Genomic DNA, 19,608 nt, shown 5'->3' with positions numbered 1-19,608 from the left:
TTCGGTGAGCCGTTATCAGCCCTGGGCCTTCAGGCCCCATTTATCCAGGATCTTGTCGATGGTGCCGTTGGCCTTGAGCTTCGCGAGCGAGGCGTTGATCTTGCCGAGCAGCGCAGTCTCGCCCTTGCGCACGCCGATGCCGACCGAGCCGACCGTGACGGGCTTGTAGCCGTCGACGAGGCGCACCTCGGGGAAGCCGCCCTGCTTCAGATTGTAGGCGAGGATCGGATAGTCGGCGTAGCCGGCCTTGAGGCGGCCGGTGTTCACGTCGCGCAGGATGTCGGGAATGGTGTCGTAGGCCTTCACCTCGGCGAACAGGCCGGATTTCTTCAGCGCGTCGACAAAGGCGGTGCCGACCTGGGCGCCGACCGTCGCGCCTTTCAGATCGTCCTGCGTGGCGTAAGCCTTTGTGTCGGTCTTCGGCACCACGAGGCCCTCGCCGTAGCTGTAGATCGGGTCGGAGAAGTCGACGACCTCCTTGCGCGGCGGCGTGATGAACATCGCAGCCGCGATGATGTCGATCTTGCTCGAGGTCAGCGACGGGATCAGGGCCGAGAACTGCATCGGCTCGATCTGCACGTTGAAGCCGGCATCCTTGCCGACCTCGGTGATGAGATCGACCATGATGCCCTGGATGGTGTTGGTCTTGGTGTCGAGGAAGGTGAAGGGAATGCCCGTCGGCGTCGAGCCGACCTTCAGCACCTGTTGCGCCGAAGCCGGCATCGCGGCTGCAATTGCGAGCGCCGCGATCGCGGCCAGACCAAAACGCTTCATCGCATCCCCCTTTGGGCCCGGCCGGTGGCGGCGCTCGCGCATGTCGTGATCAGACGTTGCGAGCCAAGCCATTTCGGCCTATTTTCACCAATATGAAAATTTGGTCACACTTTCGCGGACGATGCAAGCGGTTTTCATGCACATGAAGGAAGCGGTTTGACGTGAGCGGTGGCAAAAGAATGCGCAAACCGGCCGCCGCAAAGCCGGCCAGGAAGGTGAAGGCCGTCGCCAAGCCGGCCGAGCCGGCGATGGACGTCGCCGTCGGCCGCCGCATCAGGGATCTGCGGCGGGTCCGGCAATTCTCGCTGGAGACGGTCGCCGCGCGCACGGACCTGTCGATCGGCTTTCTCAGCCAGATCGAGCGCGGGCTGTCGTCGCCGTCGCTGCGCGTGCTGGCAACGCTCGCCGACGTGCTCGGCGTCGGCATCGCCGCTCTGTTCGGCGCGAGCCCGCGCGCCGACGGCGCATCCGACCAGGTGGTGACGCGCGGCCTGCAACGGCCGGAGTTGAAGCTCTGGCGCACCGGCGTATCAAAACAGCTGCTGAGCCCGGCCAGCGCCGACAACAAGCTCAACCTGTTCCTGGTGCATCTGGAGCCCGGCGGCTCCACCGGGGACGAGCTCAACACCCATGACGGCGAGGAAGCCGGCCTCGTGCTCGAAGGCGAGATGATGCTGACGGTCGACAGCGAGACGTGGTCGCTGAAGACGGGTGACAGTTTTCGCTTCGCGAGCCGAAGGCCGCACCGGTTTTCAAATCCGGCGAACGACGCGAAGTCCGTGGTGCTGTGGGTGAATTGCGTGACGGGAGCGGGATAGCGCCTGATTTTCCGTCATTCCGGGGCGCCGAAGGCGAACTATGGTGCGCAATTGCGCACCTGAGAATCTCGAGATTCCGGGTTCGATGCTTCGCATCGCCCCGGAATGACAGCGTCAATCACCCGAACCGATGATTGTACCGATCCACCGTCAGCGCGCTGACGTCGATGTCGGGCTTCTTGCCCGACAGCATGTCGGCGAGCACGCGGCCCGAACCGCAGGACATGGTCCAGCCCAGCGTGCCGTGGCCGGTGTTGAGGTGGAGATTGGCGTATTGGGTCGGGCCGATCACCGGCGGGCCGTCCGGCGTCATCGGGCGCAGACCGCTCCAGAACGTCGCCTTGGCGAGATCGCCGCCGCGCGGGAACAGGTCCGTCAGCGAATGATCGAGCGTGGCGCGGCGCGCATCGTAGAGCTTGTCCGAGAAGCCCGAGATTTCCGCGGTGCCGCCGACGCGGATGCGATCGCCGAGGCGGGTGATCGCGACCTTGTAGCTCTCGTCCATCACGGTCGATTCCGGCGCGCCGGAGGCGTCCTTGATCGGCACCGTGATCGAATAGCCCTTCACCGGATAGACCGGCAGCGAGATGCCGAGCGGCGCGACGAGCCGCGACGACCAGCTGCCGAGCGCGAGCACGTAAGCGTCCGCCTGCAACAGGCCGGCGCTGGTCGCGACGCCGCTGACGCGGGCGCCGTCGGTGACGATGCGATCGATGCCGGTGTTGAACATGAAGCGCACGCCGAGCGCCTCGGCGTGCTTGGCGAGCGACTGCGTGAACATGTGGCAGTCGCCGGTCTCGTCCTGCGGCAGGCGAAGGCCGCCGACGAACTTCTCCTTTACGCCGCCGAGCGCCGGCTCGACCGCGATGCAGCCCTCGCGGCTCAGCACCTCGAAGGGCACGCCGTATTGCTTGAGCACGGCGATGTCCTCAGCCGTGCTGTCGAGTTGCGCCTGGTAGCGGAACAGCTGCAGCGTGCCCTGCGCGCGGTCGTCATATTGAATGCCGATGTCGCGGCGCAGGTCGCGCAGGCAATCGCGGCTGTATTCCGCGATCGGAATCATCCGGCTCTTGTTGACCGCGTAGCGCGCGCTGGTGCAGTTGCGCAGCATCTTGAGCAGCCAGACCCACATCACGGGATCGAGCTTCGGCCGGATCACCAGCGGGCCGTGCTTCATCAAGAGCCACTTGACCGCCTTCACCGGCACGCCGGGACCGGCCCAGGGCGAGGAATAGCCGGGCGACACCTCGCCGGCATTGGCGAAAGAGGTCTCCAGTGCCGGCTCCGGCTGGCGGTCGACGACCGTCACGTCGTGGCCGGCACGTGCGAGGTAGTAGGCAGAGGTGACACCGATGACACCGCTGCCGAGGATCAGAACTTTCACGCTTCGTCAAACTCCCGCGGCATCACGCTCGCCGCTGCAAGGAAACAACTCGCAACGGCGAGAGCAATTATCAGGCCACCCGCTTGATGGCGTCGCCGAGGATCGAGACCATCTGGTCGATGTGGCTCTTCTCGACGATGAGCGGGGGTGACATCGCGACGGAGTCGCCGCCGGTGCGAAGGTAGAGGCCGTTGTTGAAGCAATCGACCAGCATGTCGTAGCCGCGTGCGCCGACCACGCCGTCGCGCGGCGCCAGCTCGACGGCACCCATCAGGCCGCAATTGCGGATGTCGACGACGTTCGGCAGGCCCTTCAGCGAATGCAGCGCATCGCGCCAGTATTCGGCGAGCGAGGCACCGCGCGTGAGCAGGCCTTCGTTCTTGTAGATGTCGAGGGTCGCGATGCCCGCGGCGCACGCCACCGGATGCGCCGAATAGGTGTAGCCGTGGAACAGCTCGATCTGGTTCTCCGGGCCGGTCATCATGCCGTCGTACACCTTGCGGCTCGCGAACACTGCGCCGCAGGGCACGGTGCCGTTAGTGATGCCCTTGGCGGTCGTCATCAGGTCCGGCGTGACGCCGAAGAAGTTGGCGGCGAACGGCGTGCCGAGGCGGCCGAAGCCGGTGATGACCTCGTCGAAGATCAGCAGGATGCCGTGCTTGTCGCAGATCGCGCGCAGGCGCTGCAGATAGTTCTTCGGCGGCGGCAGCACCGCGGTCGAACCCGGCACCGGCTCGACGATGACGGCGGCGATCGTCTCCGCGCCGTGCAGGGCGACCAGACGCTCGAGATCGTCGGCGAGCTCGGCGCCATGCTCGGGCAGGTCCTTGGCGAAGGCGTTGCGGGTGAGATCATGGGTGTGGCGGATGTGATCGACGCCCGGCAGCAGGGTGGTGAAGGCACGGCGGTTGGCGACCATGCCGCCGACCGAGGTGCCGCCGAAGCCGACGCCGTGATAGCCGCGCTCGCGGCCGATCAGGCGGGTGCGGCTCGCCTGGCCGTTGGCGCGGTGATAGGCGAGCGCGATCTTGAGCGCGGTGTCGACCGACTCGGAGCCGGAGTTGGTGAAGAAGACGCGGTCGAGGCCCTTCGGCGCGATCTCGGCGAGCCGCTCGGCGAAGTCGAACGCCAGCGGATGGCCCATCTGGAACGACGGCGCGAAGTCCAGCGTCATCAGCTGGCGCTCGACGGCGGCGGCGATCTGCTTGCGGCCGTGGCCGGCATTGACGCACCAGAGGCCAGCGGAGCCGTCGATCACCTGGCGGCCGTCGACGCTGGTGTAGTACATGCCCTCGGCCGAGGAGAACAGACGCGGCGATTTCTTGAACTGCCGGTTGGCCGTGAACGGCATCCAGTACGAATCGGTCTTGATGGTGTTCGGAATCTGATGAAGGGTCACGGCCGCGCTCCTTTGCTGACCCCATAGCTGAGCCACGGTTTCGGAACCGCAACAAGTCCTTTTCTGGTGACCTGCAAGCCATTGATTTGACTGGTCCCTCCGGTCCATATTTGCGCGATCCGCAACACCTGCAACAGGGGCCAGGGGCATGAGCGTCGACATCGGTGGACGGCTGCGATTCATCCGGGCGCGCCACAAGCTGTCGCAGCGCGAACTCGCCAAGCGCGCCGGCGTCACCAATTCGACGATCTCGCTGATCGAATCCAACCAGATGAACCCCTCGGTCGGGGCGCTCAAGCGCATCCTCGACGGCATCCCGATGGGGCTCGCCGAGTTCTTCGCGCTGGAGCCGGAATCGAGGCGCAAGATCTTCTACCGTGCCGAAGAACTGACTGAGGTCGGCAAGAAGCCGATCTCCTATCGGCAGGTCGGCGACAATCTGTTCGGCCGCAGCCTGCAGATCCTGAAGGAACGCTACGAACCGGGCAGCGACACCGGCCGCGTCCACCTCGTCCATGAGGGCGAGGAAGGCGGCATCGTGATCTCGGGCAAGCTCGAGGTCACCGTCGAGGACGAGCGCCGCATCCTCAACCCGGGCGATGCCTATTATTTCGAGAGCCGCCGGCCGCATCGCTTCCGCTGCGTCGGCGGCAAGCCCTGCGAAGTGATCTCGGCCTGCACGCCGCCGACGTTTTGAAGCGCGGTAAAATATCCGGACTCCTACGGGGTCACCGGTTTCTTACGGAGCTTGAGCCATCTCAATTTCCCGGAGCCGCACCGCTATATATTGCGAACCATAGCCGAGCAGCCTGGCGCAAGAGGTGCTGAGGTTATCGCCCGGAGTCCCAGGCACACCGGGGCCGCTTCGTAACAAGGCTCGCAGATGAAGATCACGCTCGCCAATGCAGAAGCCGCGCTCGACGAAGTCCAGCGCGACGCCGACAAGCTCCATTCGCGCGAGCTGCGCAAGGCCATCGCCGACTACATCGAGGAGCAGCGAGAGGCGCTCAAGGCGCTCCGGAAAAAGCTGCATTAACGAGACGCGGCGGAGCGAGAGGATCTCGCCCCGCCTTTTGTCTCAACGCTGCGTCAGCAACTCCTCGATCCGGATCGGAAAGCGGCGAACGCGCACGCCGGTCGCGTGCCAGACCGCGTTGGCGACCGCGCCGGCGCTGCCGGTGATACCGATCTCGCCGACGCCCTTGATGCCGAGCGCATTCACATGCGGATCGTGCTCCTCGACCGTGATCACGTCGAGCGGCGGCACGTCGGCATTCACCGGGATGTGGTACTCACCGAGATTGGCGTTCATGATCCGTCCGCTGCGCCGGTCGGTGATGGCCTCCTCGTGCAGCGCGAACGACATGCCCCAGATCATGCCGCCGAACAGCTGGCTCTGAACCATGCGCGGATTGACGATGCGCCCGGCCGCGAAGGCGCCGACCATGCGGGTGACGCGGACCTGGCCGAGATCGGGATCGACCTTCACTTCCGCGAACACCGCGCCGTGGGCGTGCATCGCATATTCCTCCATCGCGGCAGGGTTCGGCGCGCCGGTGCCGCGCGCCTCGACCTCGGCGACACCGGCGCGCGCGAGGATCTCGGGATAGCTCTCGCCGCGGCTCTCGTCGTCACGACGGATCAGCCTGCCATCGCGCGCGATCACGCCGGCATTGCCGGCACCGAACAGCGGCGAGCGTTCGTCATTGGTGGCGAGATCGGCAAGCCTGGCAATCACGGCCGCTCCGGCACTGTGGATCGCGGCACCGGCGGTGGCCGTGTGCGCCGAGCCACCGGCGATGCCGGCATCCGGCAGGTCGGATGTCCCCGCCTTGAACTCGACGCGGTCGACATCGAGGCCGAGACCGTCGGCCGCGATCTGGGCGAGCGCCGTCCAGGCGCCCTGCCCCATGTCGTGCGCACCGATCTCCATCACGCCGGTGCCGTCGCGGCGGATCGCCGCCCGGGCTTCGGCCTGGAACATCAGCGCGGGGAAAGTCGCCGTGCCCATGCCCCAGCCGACCAGCAGGCCGGCATCGTCACGCATCTGTCGCGGCTGGAGCGACCGCTTCGCCCAGCCGAACCGCGCGGCCCCCTGCTCGTAACAGGCACGCAGGGCTTTTGAAGAGAACGGCTTGCCGGTGATCGGCTCGACCTCGGCGTAGTTCTTGAGGCGGAAGGCCAGCGGATCCATGCCGCAGGCCCAGGCCATCTCGTCGATCGCGCTCTCGAGCGCGATCGAGCCGGTCGCCTCGCCGGGCGCGCGCATGAACAACGGCGTTCCGGTACTGACGCGCACGGCATCGTGCGAGGTGCGGATCGCAGGCGCCGCATAGAGCGTGTGCGAGGCGTCAGCGGCCGGCTCGTAGAAATCGTCGAACGTGCTCGACACGGTCCGCGCATGGTGATCGAGCGCGGTCAAACGCCCCTCGCCATCGGCGCCGATGCGCAGTCGCTGCCGGGTCGGTGCGCGATGACCGACCGGGCCGTACATCTGCTCACGGCGCAGCACGAGCTTGACCGGCTTGCCCACCAGCTTCGCCGCCATGATACCGAGAACCGGCGGACCGCCCATCAGCCCCTTGGAGCCGAAGCCGCCCCCGAGGAAGGGACTGCGAATGTGGATCTTGTCGTGCGCGATGCCGAACAGTTCGGCAATGCGCGCCAGCGACAGCATCAGACCTTGAGTCGGCATGTCCACGGACAGCTTGTCGCCATCCCATTGAACCACGATCGCATGCGGCTCCATCGCGTTGTGATATTGCGGCGGCGTCTCGTAAGTCGCGTCGATCAGCTTCGCGGCTGAGGCGAGCCCCGCCTCGATATCGCCGTGGTGATGCTCCGCGGGGTTACCGACACCAACGACCGGCGGCACGAAGCTCTCGCCGGCATCGAGGCCGACCAGCGGAGGCAGGGTCTCGTAGCGAGGCGCCAGCAGCGCCGCGCCTTCCGTTGCGGCCTCCAGCGTTTCCGCGATCACGACCGCGATGGGCTGGTTGGCGTAACGGACTTCGTTGCTCTGCAACGCTTCCATCCGGAACACGAACGGATTGGTCTTGATCTCCGGATCGATCGCGAGCTCCGGCTTGTGGTCCGGCGTCATGACGTCGACGACGCCGGGATGGCGCTTTGCGGCGGCGACGTCGAGCGAGGCCACGCGGCCGCGCGCAACACTCGAGACGGCCACCACCGCGAACAGCATCCCGGGCGGATGGTTGTCGGCGGCATAGGTCGCCCGCCCCGTGACCTTGAGGACGCCGTCACGACGGGTCAGCGGCTGGCCGATATTCGAGCCGTGCCGCAGATGGGCGGGCGCGCTGGTCAGGTTGAGCTCAGGCATGGATGGCTCCGGAAGTCGCGGCAAAGGGAGAAGCCGGCAGCGCGGGGATACGCGCAGGCGTGCCGGCGGCGGCGAGTAGCAGCGCGCGCACGACGATGCGGCGCGCAAGCTCGATCTTGAAGGCATTGTCGCCGGACGGTTTTGCGTCGGCGAGCGCCCGCCAGGCCGCCTCCTGGAACGCGTCTGCCGTGGGCGCAACGTTCCTGAGCACATCCTCCGCGGCACGGGCGCGCCAGGGCTTTGCGGCGACACCACCGAGTGCAAGCCGCGCCTCCGCGATCTTGCCGTTCTCGATCCGCAGCGCAGCTGCGGCCGATACCACGGCGAAAGCATAGGACATGCGCTCGCGGACCTTGAGATAGCGCGCGTGCGCGGCAAAGCCGCGCGCGGCGGGCGGCAGACGCACGGCGACGATGAGGTCTCCGGGTTCAAGCACGGAGTCACGCTCGGGCGTATCGTCGGGCAGGCGATGCAGTTGATCCAGCGCGATCTCACGCCGGCCGCCCCTGCCCTCGATCTCGACGACGGCGTCGAGCGCGACCAGCGGCACGCCGAAGTCGGACGGATGCGTGGCGATGCAGTTCTCGCTCCAGCCGAGCACGGCATGGCTGCGGTTCTCGCCGTCGCGGGCGTCGCAGCCGCTACCGGCCTCGCGCTTGTTGCAGCGGCTGGCGGTGTCGTAGAAATACGCGCAGCGTGTCCGCTGCAGCAGATTGCCGCCGACGGTTGCGGCATTGCGCAACTGAGCCGACGCGCCGGAGAGCAGGGCCTCGGCGACGGCGGGATAGGATCTTGCAAAGTCCGCATAGTGCGCGAGATCGGCGTTGCTCACCAGCGCACCGATGCGCAATGACCCGTCGGCGAGGGTCTCGATTTGATCGAGCCCGTCGAGATGCGTGACGTCGACCAACCGGTCCGGACGGCTGACGCCGCCTTTCATGAGGTCGAGCAGGTTGGTGCCGGCGGCAAGAAAAACGGCGCCCGGCAGAGCGGCGGCGGCAACGGCCTCTGCGACCGTGGCGGGCCTGACATAATCGAACGGCTTCATGCGGAGCGCCTCTGATTGGATTCGTCCATATGTCCTTGCGCCTCCAGCACCGCATCGACGATGCCGGCATAGGCGCCGCAGCGGCAGAGATTGCCGCTCATGCATTCGCGGATGCGTTCGGGATCTTTGCCGGCCTGCGCCTCGCTCATCATGCCGATGGCGCTCATGATCTGGCCGGGCGTGCAGAAGCCGCATTGAAAGCCGTCATGGGCGATGAAGGCGGCCTGCACGGGATGAAGCTGGTCGCCGCGCGCGACGCCTTCGATGGTGAGGATGTCGGCGCCGTCGTGGCTGATGGCGAGCGCGAGGCAGGAATTGATGCGCTTGCCGTCGACGAGGATGGTGCAGGCGCCGCACTGACCGCGGTCGCATCCCTTCTTGGTTCCGGTCAGATGGAGGCGCTCACGCAGGAGATCGAGCAGCGTGACACGTGGATCGTCGAGGACGAATTCGCGCCGCGCACCGTTCACGGTGAGGCTGATGGAGTGGTTCATACAAGGCTCCGATCAGATATGGACATGAATCATCGTGCAGCGCGCCACCTCCGTGGCCGCCGTCGATATCGCGCCGCCCGAACACGGATGCAGGCCGACGCTCGAGCGAAGATACGGAGGCACCCTCCGTTTAACAAGGGTCGCCGCAAATATTTGGAATCTGTCAAAAGCCCCTGCGCCACCAACGCGATGCAGCCCGTTAAGGTTCAACAAGGGTTCAATCTAACCAATTCGTGATCTACATTGCCGGCATGGACGACCACACCGACCACACCCGCAAGCCCCGCGCCGATGCCGTGCGCAATCGCGAGCGCGTGCTCGAAGCGGCCAAGGTGGTGTTCAGCGCGGGCGGTCCCGAGGCAAGCCTGGAGGCCGTGGCCAAACGCGCCGGCGTCGGCATCGGTACGCTCTACCGGCATTTTCCGACGCGCGAGGATCTGTTCGAGGCAGTCTATCGGCGCGAAGTCGAGCAGCTCAGCGAGCTTGCCGAGCAGTTGAAGTACGCCAAGGACCCGGTGGACGCGCTGCGTCGCTGGCTGCGCTCCAATGTCGAATTCGTCGCCACCAAGAAAGGCATGTCGGCCGCGCTGGCGCTGACGTTCCAGAGCTCGTCCGAGCTCGCGGCTTTCTCCATGGACCGGCTGACCAAGGCGATCGGCTCGTTGCTCGACCGCGCGGTCGCGGCGGGCCAGATGCGCGGAGATATCAGCCCCGAGGACCTGCTGCGGGCGCTCGTCGGCATGTGCTACATGCACGACCAGCCCGGCTGGCAATCCTCGGTGCTGCGGATGCTCGACGTGTTCGTCGACGGTCTGCGCATGCAGCCCAGTGCCAAGACCAAGGCGCGCGCGGCCGGCTCTCTGCCTCCGCTAGCCAAGAAGGCCGGCCGCAAATCGCATCGCAAGCGCTAAAGCATGATCCGGAAAAGTGCACAGCGGTTTTCCGAAAAGATCATGCTTAAACAACAACCTGAAGCGCGATGACGACTCATCCTAATCGCATCGCGCTTTAGTTGGACAATTTGTCCTGTTGAGCCGCGCATCTCCTCGCACGAGTGTCTCACACCGACGTGAAGAAGCGTTTTGCGCTCGATCAAGCGACGCCCACCTCAGGAGATCTATCGGTCTCTTTGAAATGGACCCCGCTTGGATCTTCCACCGTGGTCGGCCGCATGGACCAAAGCCATGCGTACTTCAAGCTGGACGAATGACTCATGGCCGCATCCGGTCTGAGACGTAGCCTTACGATCGTACTCACGATCAAGATCGCAGTCATCCTTGGAGCCGCGATTTTCGTGTTCGCGCCGAGCAAGCGCCCTCGGATCGACGCCAGCGCCCTCGACCGCCAGTTTCTCGACCCCACGAACTCCGCCAATCAAGGACGCACGCAATGACATCGCTGGACGTCGTGTCGCTTTCACGGCTGCAATTCGGCCTGACCGCGCTGTATCATTTCCTTTTCGTTCCCCTGACGCTCGGACTTTCGATCCTGCTCGGAGTGATGGAGAGCGTCTACGTGATGACCGGACGCGCGATCTGGAAGGAGATGACGAAGTTCTGGGGCCTCCTGTTCGGGATCAACTTCGCGATGGGTGTTGCCACCGGCATCACCATGGAATTCCAGTTCGGCATGAACTGGGCCTATTACAGTCACTATGTCGGCGACATCTTCGGAGCCCCGCTCGCAATCGAAGGGCTAATGGCCTTCTTCCTGGAGGCCACCTTCATCGGTCTTTTCTTCTTCGGATGGGAGAAGCTGAGCGCCCTGCAGCATCTCACCGTCACCTGGCTCGTCGCGCTCGGCTCGAACATTTCGGCATTGTGGATCCTGATCGCCAACGGCTGGATGCAGTATCCGGTCGGCGCCGAGTTCAATCCGGCGACCATGCGAATGGAAGTGACGAGCTTCATGGAAGTGCTGTTTAACCCGGTCGCACAGGCCAAGTTCGTTCATACCGTCAGCGCCGGCTACGTGACCGGATCGATGCTCGTGCTCTCGATTTCGGCCTACTACCTGCTCAAGGGACGACATGTCGAGTTCGCCAAGCGCTCGATGACCGTGGCGGCCAGCTTCGGCCTTGCCTCCGCCCTGTCCGTCGTCGTTCTCGGCGACGAGAGCGGATACACGGCCGGCGAAAACCAGAAGATGAAGATCGCGGCGATCGAGGCGATGTGGGAGACGGAGCCCGCGCCGGCATCCTTTACGCTGTTCGGATTCCCCAATCTCGAAAAGCACACCACCGAATATGAGGTGAAGATCCCCTGGGTGCTCGGATTGATCGCGACGCGATCCCTGGACAAGGAGGTGCCGGGCATCAAGGAGCTCGTCGCGCATGCCGAGCAACGGATCAAGAACGGCCTCATCGCCTACGACGCGCTCGAGAAGCTCCGTGCCGATCCATCCAGCTCAACCGAGAAGGCCCGTCTGGATGCGACGGCGGCGGATCTCGGCCACGCCCTGCTGCTCAAGAAGATCCGCCCCGACGTCCGCAATGCGACGCCGGAGGAGATCGCGAAGGCGGCATGGAGCACCGTCCCGGCGGTGTCTCCGCTGTTCTGGAGCTTCCGCTTCATGGTCGGGCTCGGCTTCTATTTCATCGCCCTGTTCGCGGTTGCCTTCGTGCTCGCCAGCAAACGGCAGCTCGATCGATACCGCCTCTTCCTTTGGGCGGCGCTGCTCAGTCTGCCGCTGCCCTGGATAGCGGCAGAGCTGGGCTGGATCGTCGCCGAGGTGGGACGGCAGCCGTGGGTCATCGAGGGCGTGCTTCCGACTTTTCTGGCTGTGTCCAACCTTTCGGCCGCCAACGTCTGGACCACCCTGATTGGCTTCGTGGTGTTCTATTCGACCCTCGCGGTCGTCGACATCTTTCTGATGGTGAAGACGGCCAAGGCCGGGCCCCAGGGGCCCCGCACCGAGCCGACCGTTCGTCTTGCCGCTGCCGAATAGGAGGAGCACCGTCATGTTCGACTACGAAAGCATGCGACTGATCTGGTGGGCACTGCTCGGGATTCTCTTGATCGGCATTGCCGTCATGGACGGCTTCGACTTCGGCGTGGCGATCCTGCTTCCCTTCGTGGCCAAGTCGGACGTCGAGCGCCGCATCGTCATCAACACGGTCGGCCCCGTCTGGGAGGGTAACCAGGTCTGGTTGATCCTCGGCGGCGGCGCCATTTTCGCGGCCTGGCCGTTGCTCTATGCCACGGCTTTCTCAGGGTTCTATCTCGCGATGTTCCTGGTGCTCGCTGCGCTGATCCTGCGTCCGGTCGCGTTCAAGTTCCGCAGCAAGCTCGACGACGTGCGATGGCGCGCAACCTGGGACCTCGCATTCTTCATCGCGGGCCTGGTGCCGGCGCTCATCTTCGGCGTCGCGTTCGGCAACGTCATCGTCGGCGTTCCCTTCCGCTTCGACGACACGCTGCGAATGACCTACGAAGGCACCTTGCTGGGCCTGCTCAATCCGTTCGCGCTGGTTTGCGGGCTGATCAGCGTCGCCATGCTGACCCTGCACGGAGCCAACTACCTGGCCCTCAAGCCGAAGGTCCGCTGGTCGCGCGGGGCATGCGCATCGGGCGGATGGCCGCATTGGCAGCCATCGCGCTGTTCATCGTCGCCGGCATCTGGGTGGCCTATGGCATCGAAGGCTATTCGGTCGCTCAGCCCATTCCCCATGACGGCCCGTCCAACCCGTTGCTGAAGACGGTTACGAAGGAGGCCGGCGCCTGGCTCGTCAACTATCGACTGTTCCCATGGACGAAGGCGGCCCCGATCGTGGCCATCCTGATGCTGGCCGCTTCAGCCCTGCTGCTCGGCAAGCAGCGCGCCGGTCTCGCACTTCTGGCCAGCGGACTCGGCATCGCCGCTATCATCGCGACGGCCGGCCTTTCGCTGTTTCCGTTCATGCTGCCGTCGTCGCTCGATCCCAGTGCCAGCCTCACCGTCTGGGACACGTCGTCGAGTCTCCTGACGCTGCGGATCATGCTCGCAGCAACGGTGATCTTCCTGCCCGTGATCATGCTCTACACCGCCTGGGTCTATAGCGTGCTGCGCGGACCGATCAACGAAGCGTTCGTCAAAGACGAGACGCATTCGACGGTGTACTAGCTGGAGACGACAATGTGGTACTTCTCGTGGATTCTCGGTGTCGCCTTCGCAGGGACCTTCGCCATCCTCAATGCGCTGTGGTTCGAGGCCAACACGCAGCGGGAACTCGGCGATACCGACACCGGACACCATAACTGAAGCGGACACCCGCACGCAGCCGTCCGTGCGGGTTCGTCGAACTTTCGCGCCGGCGGCTCCGATCGACGCAGCCGGCAACGTTTGGGACGGAAGGCCTAGGTCGCGAAACCGGGACCGGTCTTCGTCGCGCTCATCCGCGAGCGGATCAGCAGCAGCACGACGATGCCGATGTTCAGCGCATTCCACGCCACGCCGTTCGCGAACGCCGCGGCGTAGGATCCGGTGGCATCGAAGATGACGCCCGACACCCAGCCGCCGAAGGACATGCCGAACACGGACGCAAAGATCACGATGCCGACGCGCGTCGCCGCCTCGCTCGCCGGCATCGCCTCACGCACGATGATGGCGTAGCTCGGCACGATGCCGCCCTGGAACAGGCCGAACATCGCGGAGATCAGATACAGCGAGGTCAGGCTGTCGAAGAACAGATAGAACACCAGCGCAAAACCCTGCGCCAGCGACCCGACCAGCAGCGTGCGGATGCCGCCGATCTTGTCAGCGAGATAGCCGGAGCCGATCCGGCTGACGATGCCGCAGGCCATCATCAAGGACAGCATCTCGGCCCCGCGCGCCACGCCATAGCCGAGATCGCCGCAATAGGCGACGATATGCACCTGCGGCATCGCCATCGCCACGCAGCAGGCGATGGACGCGATCGAAAGCAGCACCGTCAGCGTGTTGGTCGACAGCTTGAGATCGACCCGCGGCGGCGGTGCGTTGGCATGATCGCGGACCTTGTCGTTGCCCATCTGTGCGCGCAGGACGAGGACCAGAAGCGTCATCGTGCTGGCGCAGACCATGCCGATGCCGATATGGGTGTAGCGCCAGCCGATCTCCTGCGTGCCCCAGCTCACGACCGGCGGCCACATCGTGCCGGCGACATAATTGCCGCTGGCGACGATGGTCACGGCAAGTCCGCGGTAGCGCTCGAACCAGTGCGAGGCTTCGGCCATGAGCGGCGCGAAGGTCGCCGCGGTGCCGAGCCCGATGAGGAAGTAAGCCGCCACGAACTGCCAGAGCTGGCTCGACAGGCCCGCGAGCACGTTGGCGACGCCGAGAAAAGCGATGCTGATCGCCATGGCCGGTACGATGCCGAACCGGTCGGTGATCTTGCCGGCGATCACGCCGCCAAGCCCGAACCCGAACATCATGAGGGTGAAAGCCAGCGACACCGCGCCGCGCGTGGCGCCGAATTCGGCCTGCACCACGGGAATCACGACCACGACCGCCCACATGCCGACGGCGCCGATCGAGCCGATCAGAAGCGCAATGATCAGCCGCATCCAGGCCTGACGGGAATCAGGGCTGAATGATTGAGGCGTCTGTCCCGGATGATTTGGCGCGTGCACGGGCCGGACCATGGCCCGCGGATCGCCACAGGGTCAAGCATTGTGACGCGATATTGGGCATGCGCGGTGCACTGCGGTAAGAAGGAGCTTGGCGACCGCGCAATTTGCCACTAGTTTGCAATCCGCGTGTGCACCTTTGCCGCGCGCGGAGAGCATACCGGCGGATGTTGCTGCGATTGACGCGATCGATGCGGATCAGGGTGGGGCGGATCATCGCCCTCGCCTACCTGTTCTGCGTGCTCGCGCCCGCTGCGGCGCTTGCCTGGGGCGATGGCGCTGCACCGTGCCTTGACGACGCACTCCTCGCAGATCCCGTGCCGGCGCATCACCAGATGCCGACGAGCCATCTGCATGGCGATGCCTCGCACGAACACGCGGGAACCCACGCTCACCCCCAGACGGCCGCGCAGGACGCGCCGGCTCCGCATCATCACGACGGCAAGGGAACGGTGGGACCGTGCTGCGCGATGATGTGTGTGAGCGCGTTGCCGGCCGATCTGCCCGGCGTCGCCACGCCGCTGCTGCCCGTCTCCGCCTGCGCGCCCGAGCTCGTGGCCAGCCTGCACAGCGCGGCGCCGCCCGTGCACTACCGCCCCCCCATCGCCTGATGTGACGCGACGATTTCGGGCCGAGCGCGCTTTTGCGCGCGCGAACCTGTGGTCTCCAGATCAGGGATGAATCATGTTGACGCTTTCCGGGGCGAAGTCCGCCGCCGCATCTGCGGTGGGTGGACGACAGTGTCGATTCAATTGGCTGCTGCTGGCCTCTGCCGCGCTGGCACTGTCCGGCTGCATGCCTGCAACGACTCAAGTCGCCAGCGCCGATCCCGCCGATCCGGCGGCGAAGGTGGCCCGCATCGGCTATCGCTCGACCATTGCGCCCTACACCAGCCTGCGCCCTGCGACGCCGGCGCCATGGCGTGGCCGCAACGACGCGGTGACGCCGCAGCCGAAGCAAGACAGGTAGGAGCGCGCCATGACACGCCATCTTGCGCGGGGCCTGCTCGTCCTCATTGCGCTCAGCGTCTCAGGCTGCGCCGCGTTCTCGCCCGACAGCGGGATGATTGCAGTCTCGGATCTGACAAGCCAGACCATCAACAAGGACGTCGCCTTCGTGCGAACGGCCGAGGGCGCCGACGCGGTCGACGCGCGCGTTCGCCAGCTGTTGTCGCGGACGCTGAGCGCGGATGCCGCCGTGCAGATCGCGTTGCTCAACAACAAGGGACTGCAAGCCGTCTACAACGAGCTGGCGCTGGCCGAGACCGATCTCGTCGAGCAGAGCCTGCCGCCCAATCCCGTGTTCGCGATCTCGCGGATATCAGGCAACGGCGCCAGCGAGATCGAGCGCCAGGTGGTCGGCGACATCCTCGCGCTGGCCACCCTGCCGTTCCGCTCCGACATCGCCCGCGACCGCTTCCGCGGAGCGCAGCTGCGCGCTGCCCTGGCGACGCTGCGGCTCGCGGCCGACGTCCGCCGCGCCTATGTCCGCACTGTCGCCGGCAACGAGATGGTGGCGCTGCTGACCGACGCGAAGGCCACGGCGGAATCGACCGCACAGCTCGCGGTCAAGCTCGGCGAAACCGGCTCGCTCAACAAGCTCGACCAGGCCCGCGAGCAGGTGTTTTACGCCGAAACCACCGCCGACCTCGCAACGGCGCGGCAGATGGCAACCAGCGCGCGCGAAAGGCTGGCGCGCCTGATGGGCCTGTGGGACGACGGTCTCGACTTCCGTCTGCCTGATCGACTGCCGGCGCTGCCGCGTCGGCCGCAAGCGTTGCCCTCGATCGAGGCCGATGCCGTGGCGCACCGCATCGACCTGCAGATCGCACGGCTGGAGCTGGCCGCGCTGGCGAAGGCCCTGAACCTCACCGAGGCGACGCGCTTCGTGACACTGCTCGATCTCGCCGGCATCTCTCGCCGCACTCAGGATCCGGAAGGGCCGCCGTTCCGCGAACGCGGCTTCGACGTGCAGTTCCAGATCCCGATCTTCGACGGCGGCGAGGTGCGGGTACGGCAGGCCGCCGAGACCTACAATCTCGCCTTCAACCGCCTGACCGAGCGCGCCGTGAATGTGCGCTCCGAGGCGCGCGATGCCTATCGTGTCTATCACTCCACCTATGACATCGCCGGCCATTACCAGCGCGAGATCATCCCCTTGCGGAAGATCATCACCGAGGAGATGCAGCTGCGCTTCTCCAGCATGCAGGTCGACATTTTCGCGCTGCTCACCGAGGCGCGACAGCGTCTGACGTCGCTGCGCGGCGCGATCGACGCCAGGCAGCGGTTCTTTCTCGCCCAGGCCGATTTGCAGACTGCCGTCAACGGCGGCGGCGTGCCGGCGGCCGGCGGCGACAATCCAACCACCATCGCCGCGGCAGCGCCTGCCGGCGGCGGCCACTGAGATGGAGGCCAGCATGTTTTCCCGCCGAGGATTCCTGGGGACCGCCGCGCTTGCCAGCGCATCGGCCATCAGCGGCCGCGTCCAGGCCGCATCGATTCCGGAAGCACCCACCATGGACAAGGTGGTGATGCAGCCGCCGCTGCATCCGACCAGCGGTCCCGACTATCGCCCCGTGGTCACTCTCAACGGCTGGTCGCTGCCGTTCCGCATGAACGGCGACTGGAAGGAATTCCATCTCGTCGCCGAACCCGTGGTGCGCGAATTCGCCGAGGGCATGAAGGTGAATTTGTGGGGCTACAACGGGCAATCGCCGGGCCCGACCATCGAAGCCGTCGAGGGCGACAAGCTCCGCATCTTCGTCACCAACAGGCTGCCCGAATACACCACCGTGCACTGGCACGGCATGATCATTCCGAGCGGCATGGACGGCGTCGGCGGATTGAACCAGCCGCACATCCAGCCGGGAAAGACCTTCGTCTACGAGTTCGAGATGAAGAAGAGCGGGACCTTCATGTACCACCCGCATTCCGACGAGATGGTGCAGATGGCAATGGGCATGATGGGCATGGTCGTCGTGCATCCGCGCGACCAAGGCTTCCGGCCCGTCGACCGCGACTTCGTCTTCGTGATGAGCACCTATCGCGTCGACCCCGGCACCTATCTGCCGCATGTCAACGAGATGACCGACTTCAACATGTGGACCTGGAATGCGCGGGTATTTCCCGGCATCGATCCGCTGCCGGTCAGGCTCGGCGACAAGGTGCGCGTGCGCATCGGCAATCTCAGCATGACCAACCATCCGATCCATCTGCATGGCCACAGCTTTGCAGTCACCTGCACAGACGGCGGCTGGATCCCGGAGAGCGCACAGATCCCGGAGACGACCACCGACGTGCCAGTCGGCGCTGTCAGGGTGTTCGACGTGCTCGCCGACAATCCCGGCGACTGGGCGTTCCACTGCCACAAGTCGCACCACACCATGAACGCGATGGGACACGCTGTGCGCAACCTCATCGGCGTGTCGCGCAAGGACCTCGCCAGGGCCGTCGGCAAGCTTGCGCCTGACGGCATGGCCATGGGCTCGACCGGCATGGCGATGGGCAACATGGAGATGCCCGCCCCCGACAACACGCTCCCGATGATGACCGGCACCGGCCAGTTCGGGCCGATCGAGATGGGCGGCATGTTCACCGTGATGAAGATCCGCGAGGACCTCGCGCACGACGATTACCGCGATCCCGGCCCGTACAAATTCCCGCAAGGCACCGTCGCCTACGAGGTCACGGCGCCGGCCGCAGAGCCTGCCCGGCAAAAACCAGGCAGCCCGCCGATGAAGAACATGAAGATGTGAGCGTTTCGATGAACGACCAACCGGAGACCACGATGAAGACCACTATCAGCCTCGGCCTCGCGCTGGCTGCGCTTTCGACCGCGCCGGCCTTTGCCCACGACAAGCACGGGCACGGAAACTTTTCCGCCGGCGAGCCCGGCGATCCCAAGAAGCCCGCACGCACGATCGAGATTCTGATGAACGAGATGGACTACGCGCCTGCCCGGATCGAGGTCAAGCGCGGCGAGCAGATCCGCTTCGTGCTGCGCAACGTCGGCAAGGAGGACCACGAATTCCTGCTCGCCACACCGAAGGAAAATCTCGCGCATGCGGTGGAGATGAAGAAGCACCCGCACATGGAGCACGACGATCCCAACGGCGTCCGGCTGGCGCCGAACAAGACGGCCGAGATCCTCTGGAAATTCAGCAAGGCCGGCACATTCGAATATTCCTGCCTGATTCCCGACCATCGCGACTACGGCATGGTCGGCCACGTCACCGTGAAGTGAGCAATGGAGACTCCCATGAACCGCATCATCCGTATCGCCGCTGCGCTCGCGCTGGCTGCCGGCCTTGCGACCGCGACCCTCGCAGCCGAGGGCGCCGCGATCAGCGGCGAGGTGAAGAAGATCGACGAAGGCGCCGGCAAGATCACGCTCAAGCACGGACCGGCGAAGAGCCTCGGCATGGAGGAGCCCATGACCATGGTCTATCGCGTCAAGGACGCAGCGATGCTCAAGCAGGTGAAGGTCGGCGACAAGGTGACCTTCGAGGCCGAGGAGGCGGCGTCGGGCTACACGGTGACCAAGATGCAGAAGGCGAAGTAGGCTCTGTCATTCCGGGGCGCGCCCCTTGGCGCGAGCCCGGAATCCATTTCCCCACACCACCTGCGGCCCGATGGATTCCGGGTTCGCCCTTCGGGCGCCCCGGAATGACAGCCTGGGGGACCGAAACACCCCCGCCTGCCCCTCTCCCCGCCACCCCGCGTTAACCCTTTGCTAACCATACACCGGGCAAAAATTGCCGGGTGAAG

20 protein-coding genes and 1 pseudogene are annotated in these 19,608 nt (G+C 65.4%); 14 read left to right on the top strand and 7 right to left on the bottom strand.

Going from position 1 to position 19,608, the window contains the following annotated elements; all coding sequences use genetic code 11:
- Nucleotides 1–15: 15 nt before the first annotated feature.
- Nucleotides 16–774: an ABC transporter substrate-binding protein gene (locus ABIA42_RS02960; RefSeq protein ID WP_370115635.1), complete on the bottom strand. Its 759-nt coding sequence runs from the start codon at nt 772–774 to the stop codon at nt 16–18.
- Nucleotides 775–953: 179 nt separating this feature from the next.
- On the opposite strand from ABIA42_RS02960, the gene ABIA42_RS02955 reads away from it, so the two are divergent.
- A complete protein-coding gene (locus ABIA42_RS02955) occupies nt 954–1,592 on the top strand; it encodes a helix-turn-helix domain-containing protein (RefSeq protein ID WP_370115637.1) in 639 nt (212 codons plus the stop codon).
- 118 nt (nt 1,593–1,710) lie between these two features.
- Here the strand turns inward: ABIA42_RS02955 and ABIA42_RS02950 are convergent, their stop codons facing one another.
- Complete coding sequence (locus ABIA42_RS02950; protein ID WP_370115639.1) at nt 1,711–2,976, bottom strand: D-amino acid dehydrogenase; 1,266 nt, start codon at nt 2,974–2,976, stop codon at nt 1,711–1,713.
- Nucleotides 2,977–3,046: 70 nt separating this feature from the next.
- Complete coding sequence (locus ABIA42_RS02945; protein ID WP_370115641.1) at nt 3,047–4,375, bottom strand: aspartate aminotransferase family protein; 1,329 nt, start codon at nt 4,373–4,375, stop codon at nt 3,047–3,049.
- Nucleotides 4,376–4,523: 148 nt separating this feature from the next.
- Between ABIA42_RS02945 and ABIA42_RS02940 the strand changes: the two genes are divergently transcribed.
- The gene (locus ABIA42_RS02940) at nt 4,524–5,072 is read left to right on the top strand and encodes a cupin domain-containing protein (RefSeq protein WP_028180135.1); all 549 of its coding nucleotides are present in this window, start codon (nt 4,524–4,526) and stop codon (nt 5,070–5,072) included.
- 186 nt (nt 5,073–5,258) lie between these two features.
- On the top strand, nt 5,259–5,411 hold the full coding sequence (locus tag ABIA42_RS02935) for a hypothetical protein (protein WP_370115643.1): 153 nt from the start codon (nt 5,259–5,261) through the stop codon (nt 5,409–5,411).
- A gap of 42 nt (nt 5,412–5,453) precedes the next feature.
- Here the strand turns inward: ABIA42_RS02935 and ABIA42_RS02930 are convergent, their stop codons facing one another.
- From ABIA42_RS02930 to ABIA42_RS02920, 3 genes are read right to left on the bottom strand one after another with little or no spacing between them, the layout of a single operon-like run.
- On the bottom strand, nt 5,454–7,715 hold the full coding sequence (locus ABIA42_RS02930; protein ID WP_370115645.1) for a xanthine dehydrogenase family protein molybdopterin-binding subunit: 2,262 nt from the start codon (nt 7,713–7,715) through the stop codon (nt 5,454–5,456).
- On the bottom strand, nt 7,708–8,763 hold the full coding sequence (locus ABIA42_RS02925) for a xanthine dehydrogenase family protein subunit M (RefSeq protein ID WP_370115647.1): 1,056 nt from the start codon (nt 8,761–8,763) through the stop codon (nt 7,708–7,710). Before ABIA42_RS02925 ends, ABIA42_RS02930 begins: the two co-directional genes overlap by 8 nt.
- Complete coding sequence (locus ABIA42_RS02920) at nt 8,760–9,257, bottom strand: (2Fe-2S)-binding protein (RefSeq protein ID WP_370115649.1); 498 nt, start codon at nt 9,255–9,257, stop codon at nt 8,760–8,762. The genes ABIA42_RS02925 and ABIA42_RS02920 overlap by 4 nt, the downstream gene beginning before the upstream one ends.
- Nucleotides 9,258–9,508: 251 nt before the next feature.
- Here ABIA42_RS02920 and ABIA42_RS02915 point away from each other — a divergent pair, with 251 nt between their 5' ends.
- The 5 genes and pseudogenes from ABIA42_RS02915 to cydX all read left to right on the top strand — a co-directional run bounded on the left by ABIA42_RS02915 (nt 9,509) and on the right by cydX (nt 13,496).
- Nucleotides 9,509–10,168 carry a TetR/AcrR family transcriptional regulator gene (locus ABIA42_RS02915; RefSeq protein ID WP_370123663.1) on the top strand — a complete coding sequence of 220 codons (660 nt, stop codon included), beginning with the start codon at nt 9,509–9,511 and terminating at the stop codon, nt 10,166–10,168.
- A 158-nt stretch (nt 10,169–10,326) separates the two neighbouring features.
- Nucleotides 10,327–10,467 (top strand): hypothetical protein, encoded by a 141-nt coding sequence (locus ABIA42_RS02910; RefSeq protein WP_271526888.1) that lies wholly within the window; start codon nt 10,327–10,329, stop codon nt 10,465–10,467.
- Between the two features lie 179 nt (nt 10,468–10,646).
- Nucleotides 10,647–12,203, top strand: a complete 1,557-nt coding sequence (locus ABIA42_RS02905; protein ID WP_370115652.1) for a cytochrome ubiquinol oxidase subunit I — start codon at nt 10,647–10,649, stop codon at nt 12,201–12,203.
- Between the two features lie 13 nt (nt 12,204–12,216).
- Nucleotides 12,217–13,358, top strand: a pseudogene (cydB, locus tag ABIA42_RS02900) (cytochrome d ubiquinol oxidase subunit II).
- A 12-nt stretch (nt 13,359–13,370) separates the two neighbouring features.
- Entirely contained in the window at nt 13,371–13,496 is a 126-nt protein-coding gene (gene cydX, locus ABIA42_RS02895) for a cytochrome bd-I oxidase subunit CydX (RefSeq protein ID WP_035677896.1), read from the top strand.
- A gap of 95 nt (nt 13,497–13,591) precedes the next feature.
- Here the strand turns inward: cydX and ABIA42_RS02890 are convergent, their stop codons facing one another.
- Nucleotides 13,592–14,857 carry an MFS transporter gene (locus tag ABIA42_RS02890; protein WP_370115654.1) on the bottom strand — a complete coding sequence of 422 codons (1,266 nt, stop codon included), beginning with the start codon at nt 14,855–14,857 and terminating at the stop codon, nt 13,592–13,594.
- Nucleotides 14,858–15,009: 152 nt separating this feature from the next.
- Between ABIA42_RS02890 and ABIA42_RS02885 the strand changes: the two genes are divergently transcribed.
- The 6 genes from ABIA42_RS02885 (at nt 15,010) to ABIA42_RS02860 (ending at nt 19,402) form a co-directional block, all read left to right on the top strand.
- The gene (locus ABIA42_RS02885; RefSeq protein ID WP_370115656.1) at nt 15,010–15,453 is read left to right on the top strand and encodes a hypothetical protein; all 444 of its coding nucleotides are present in this window, start codon (nt 15,010–15,012) and stop codon (nt 15,451–15,453) included.
- 73 nt (nt 15,454–15,526) lie between these two features.
- Nucleotides 15,527–15,811 (top strand): hypothetical protein, encoded by a 285-nt coding sequence (locus ABIA42_RS02880; RefSeq protein WP_370115658.1) that lies wholly within the window; start codon nt 15,527–15,529, stop codon nt 15,809–15,811.
- 9 nt (nt 15,812–15,820) lie between these two features.
- On the top strand, nt 15,821–17,245 hold the full coding sequence (locus ABIA42_RS02875; RefSeq protein WP_370115660.1) for a TolC family protein: 1,425 nt from the start codon (nt 15,821–15,823) through the stop codon (nt 17,243–17,245).
- A 13-nt stretch (nt 17,246–17,258) separates the two neighbouring features.
- Nucleotides 17,259–18,596 (top strand): copper oxidase, encoded by a 1,338-nt coding sequence (locus tag ABIA42_RS02870; RefSeq protein WP_370115662.1) that lies wholly within the window; start codon nt 17,259–17,261, stop codon nt 18,594–18,596.
- Between the two features lie 32 nt (nt 18,597–18,628).
- A complete protein-coding gene (locus ABIA42_RS02865; protein WP_370123665.1) occupies nt 18,629–19,084 on the top strand; it encodes a plastocyanin/azurin family copper-binding protein in 456 nt (151 codons plus the stop codon).
- Between the two features lie 15 nt (nt 19,085–19,099).
- Nucleotides 19,100–19,402: a copper-binding protein gene (locus tag ABIA42_RS02860; RefSeq protein WP_370115664.1), complete on the top strand. Its 303-nt coding sequence runs from the start codon at nt 19,100–19,102 to the stop codon at nt 19,400–19,402.
- Nucleotides 19,403–19,608: the final 206 nt, after the last annotated feature.

The organism is Bradyrhizobium sp. USDA 327, from assembly GCF_041262065.1.
GTDB classification, from domain to species: Bacteria; Pseudomonadota; Alphaproteobacteria; order Rhizobiales; family Xanthobacteraceae; genus Bradyrhizobium; species Bradyrhizobium liaoningense.
Note: the sequence above shows the minus strand (reverse complement) of the source record. Positions and strands in the feature narration are given on the sequence as shown.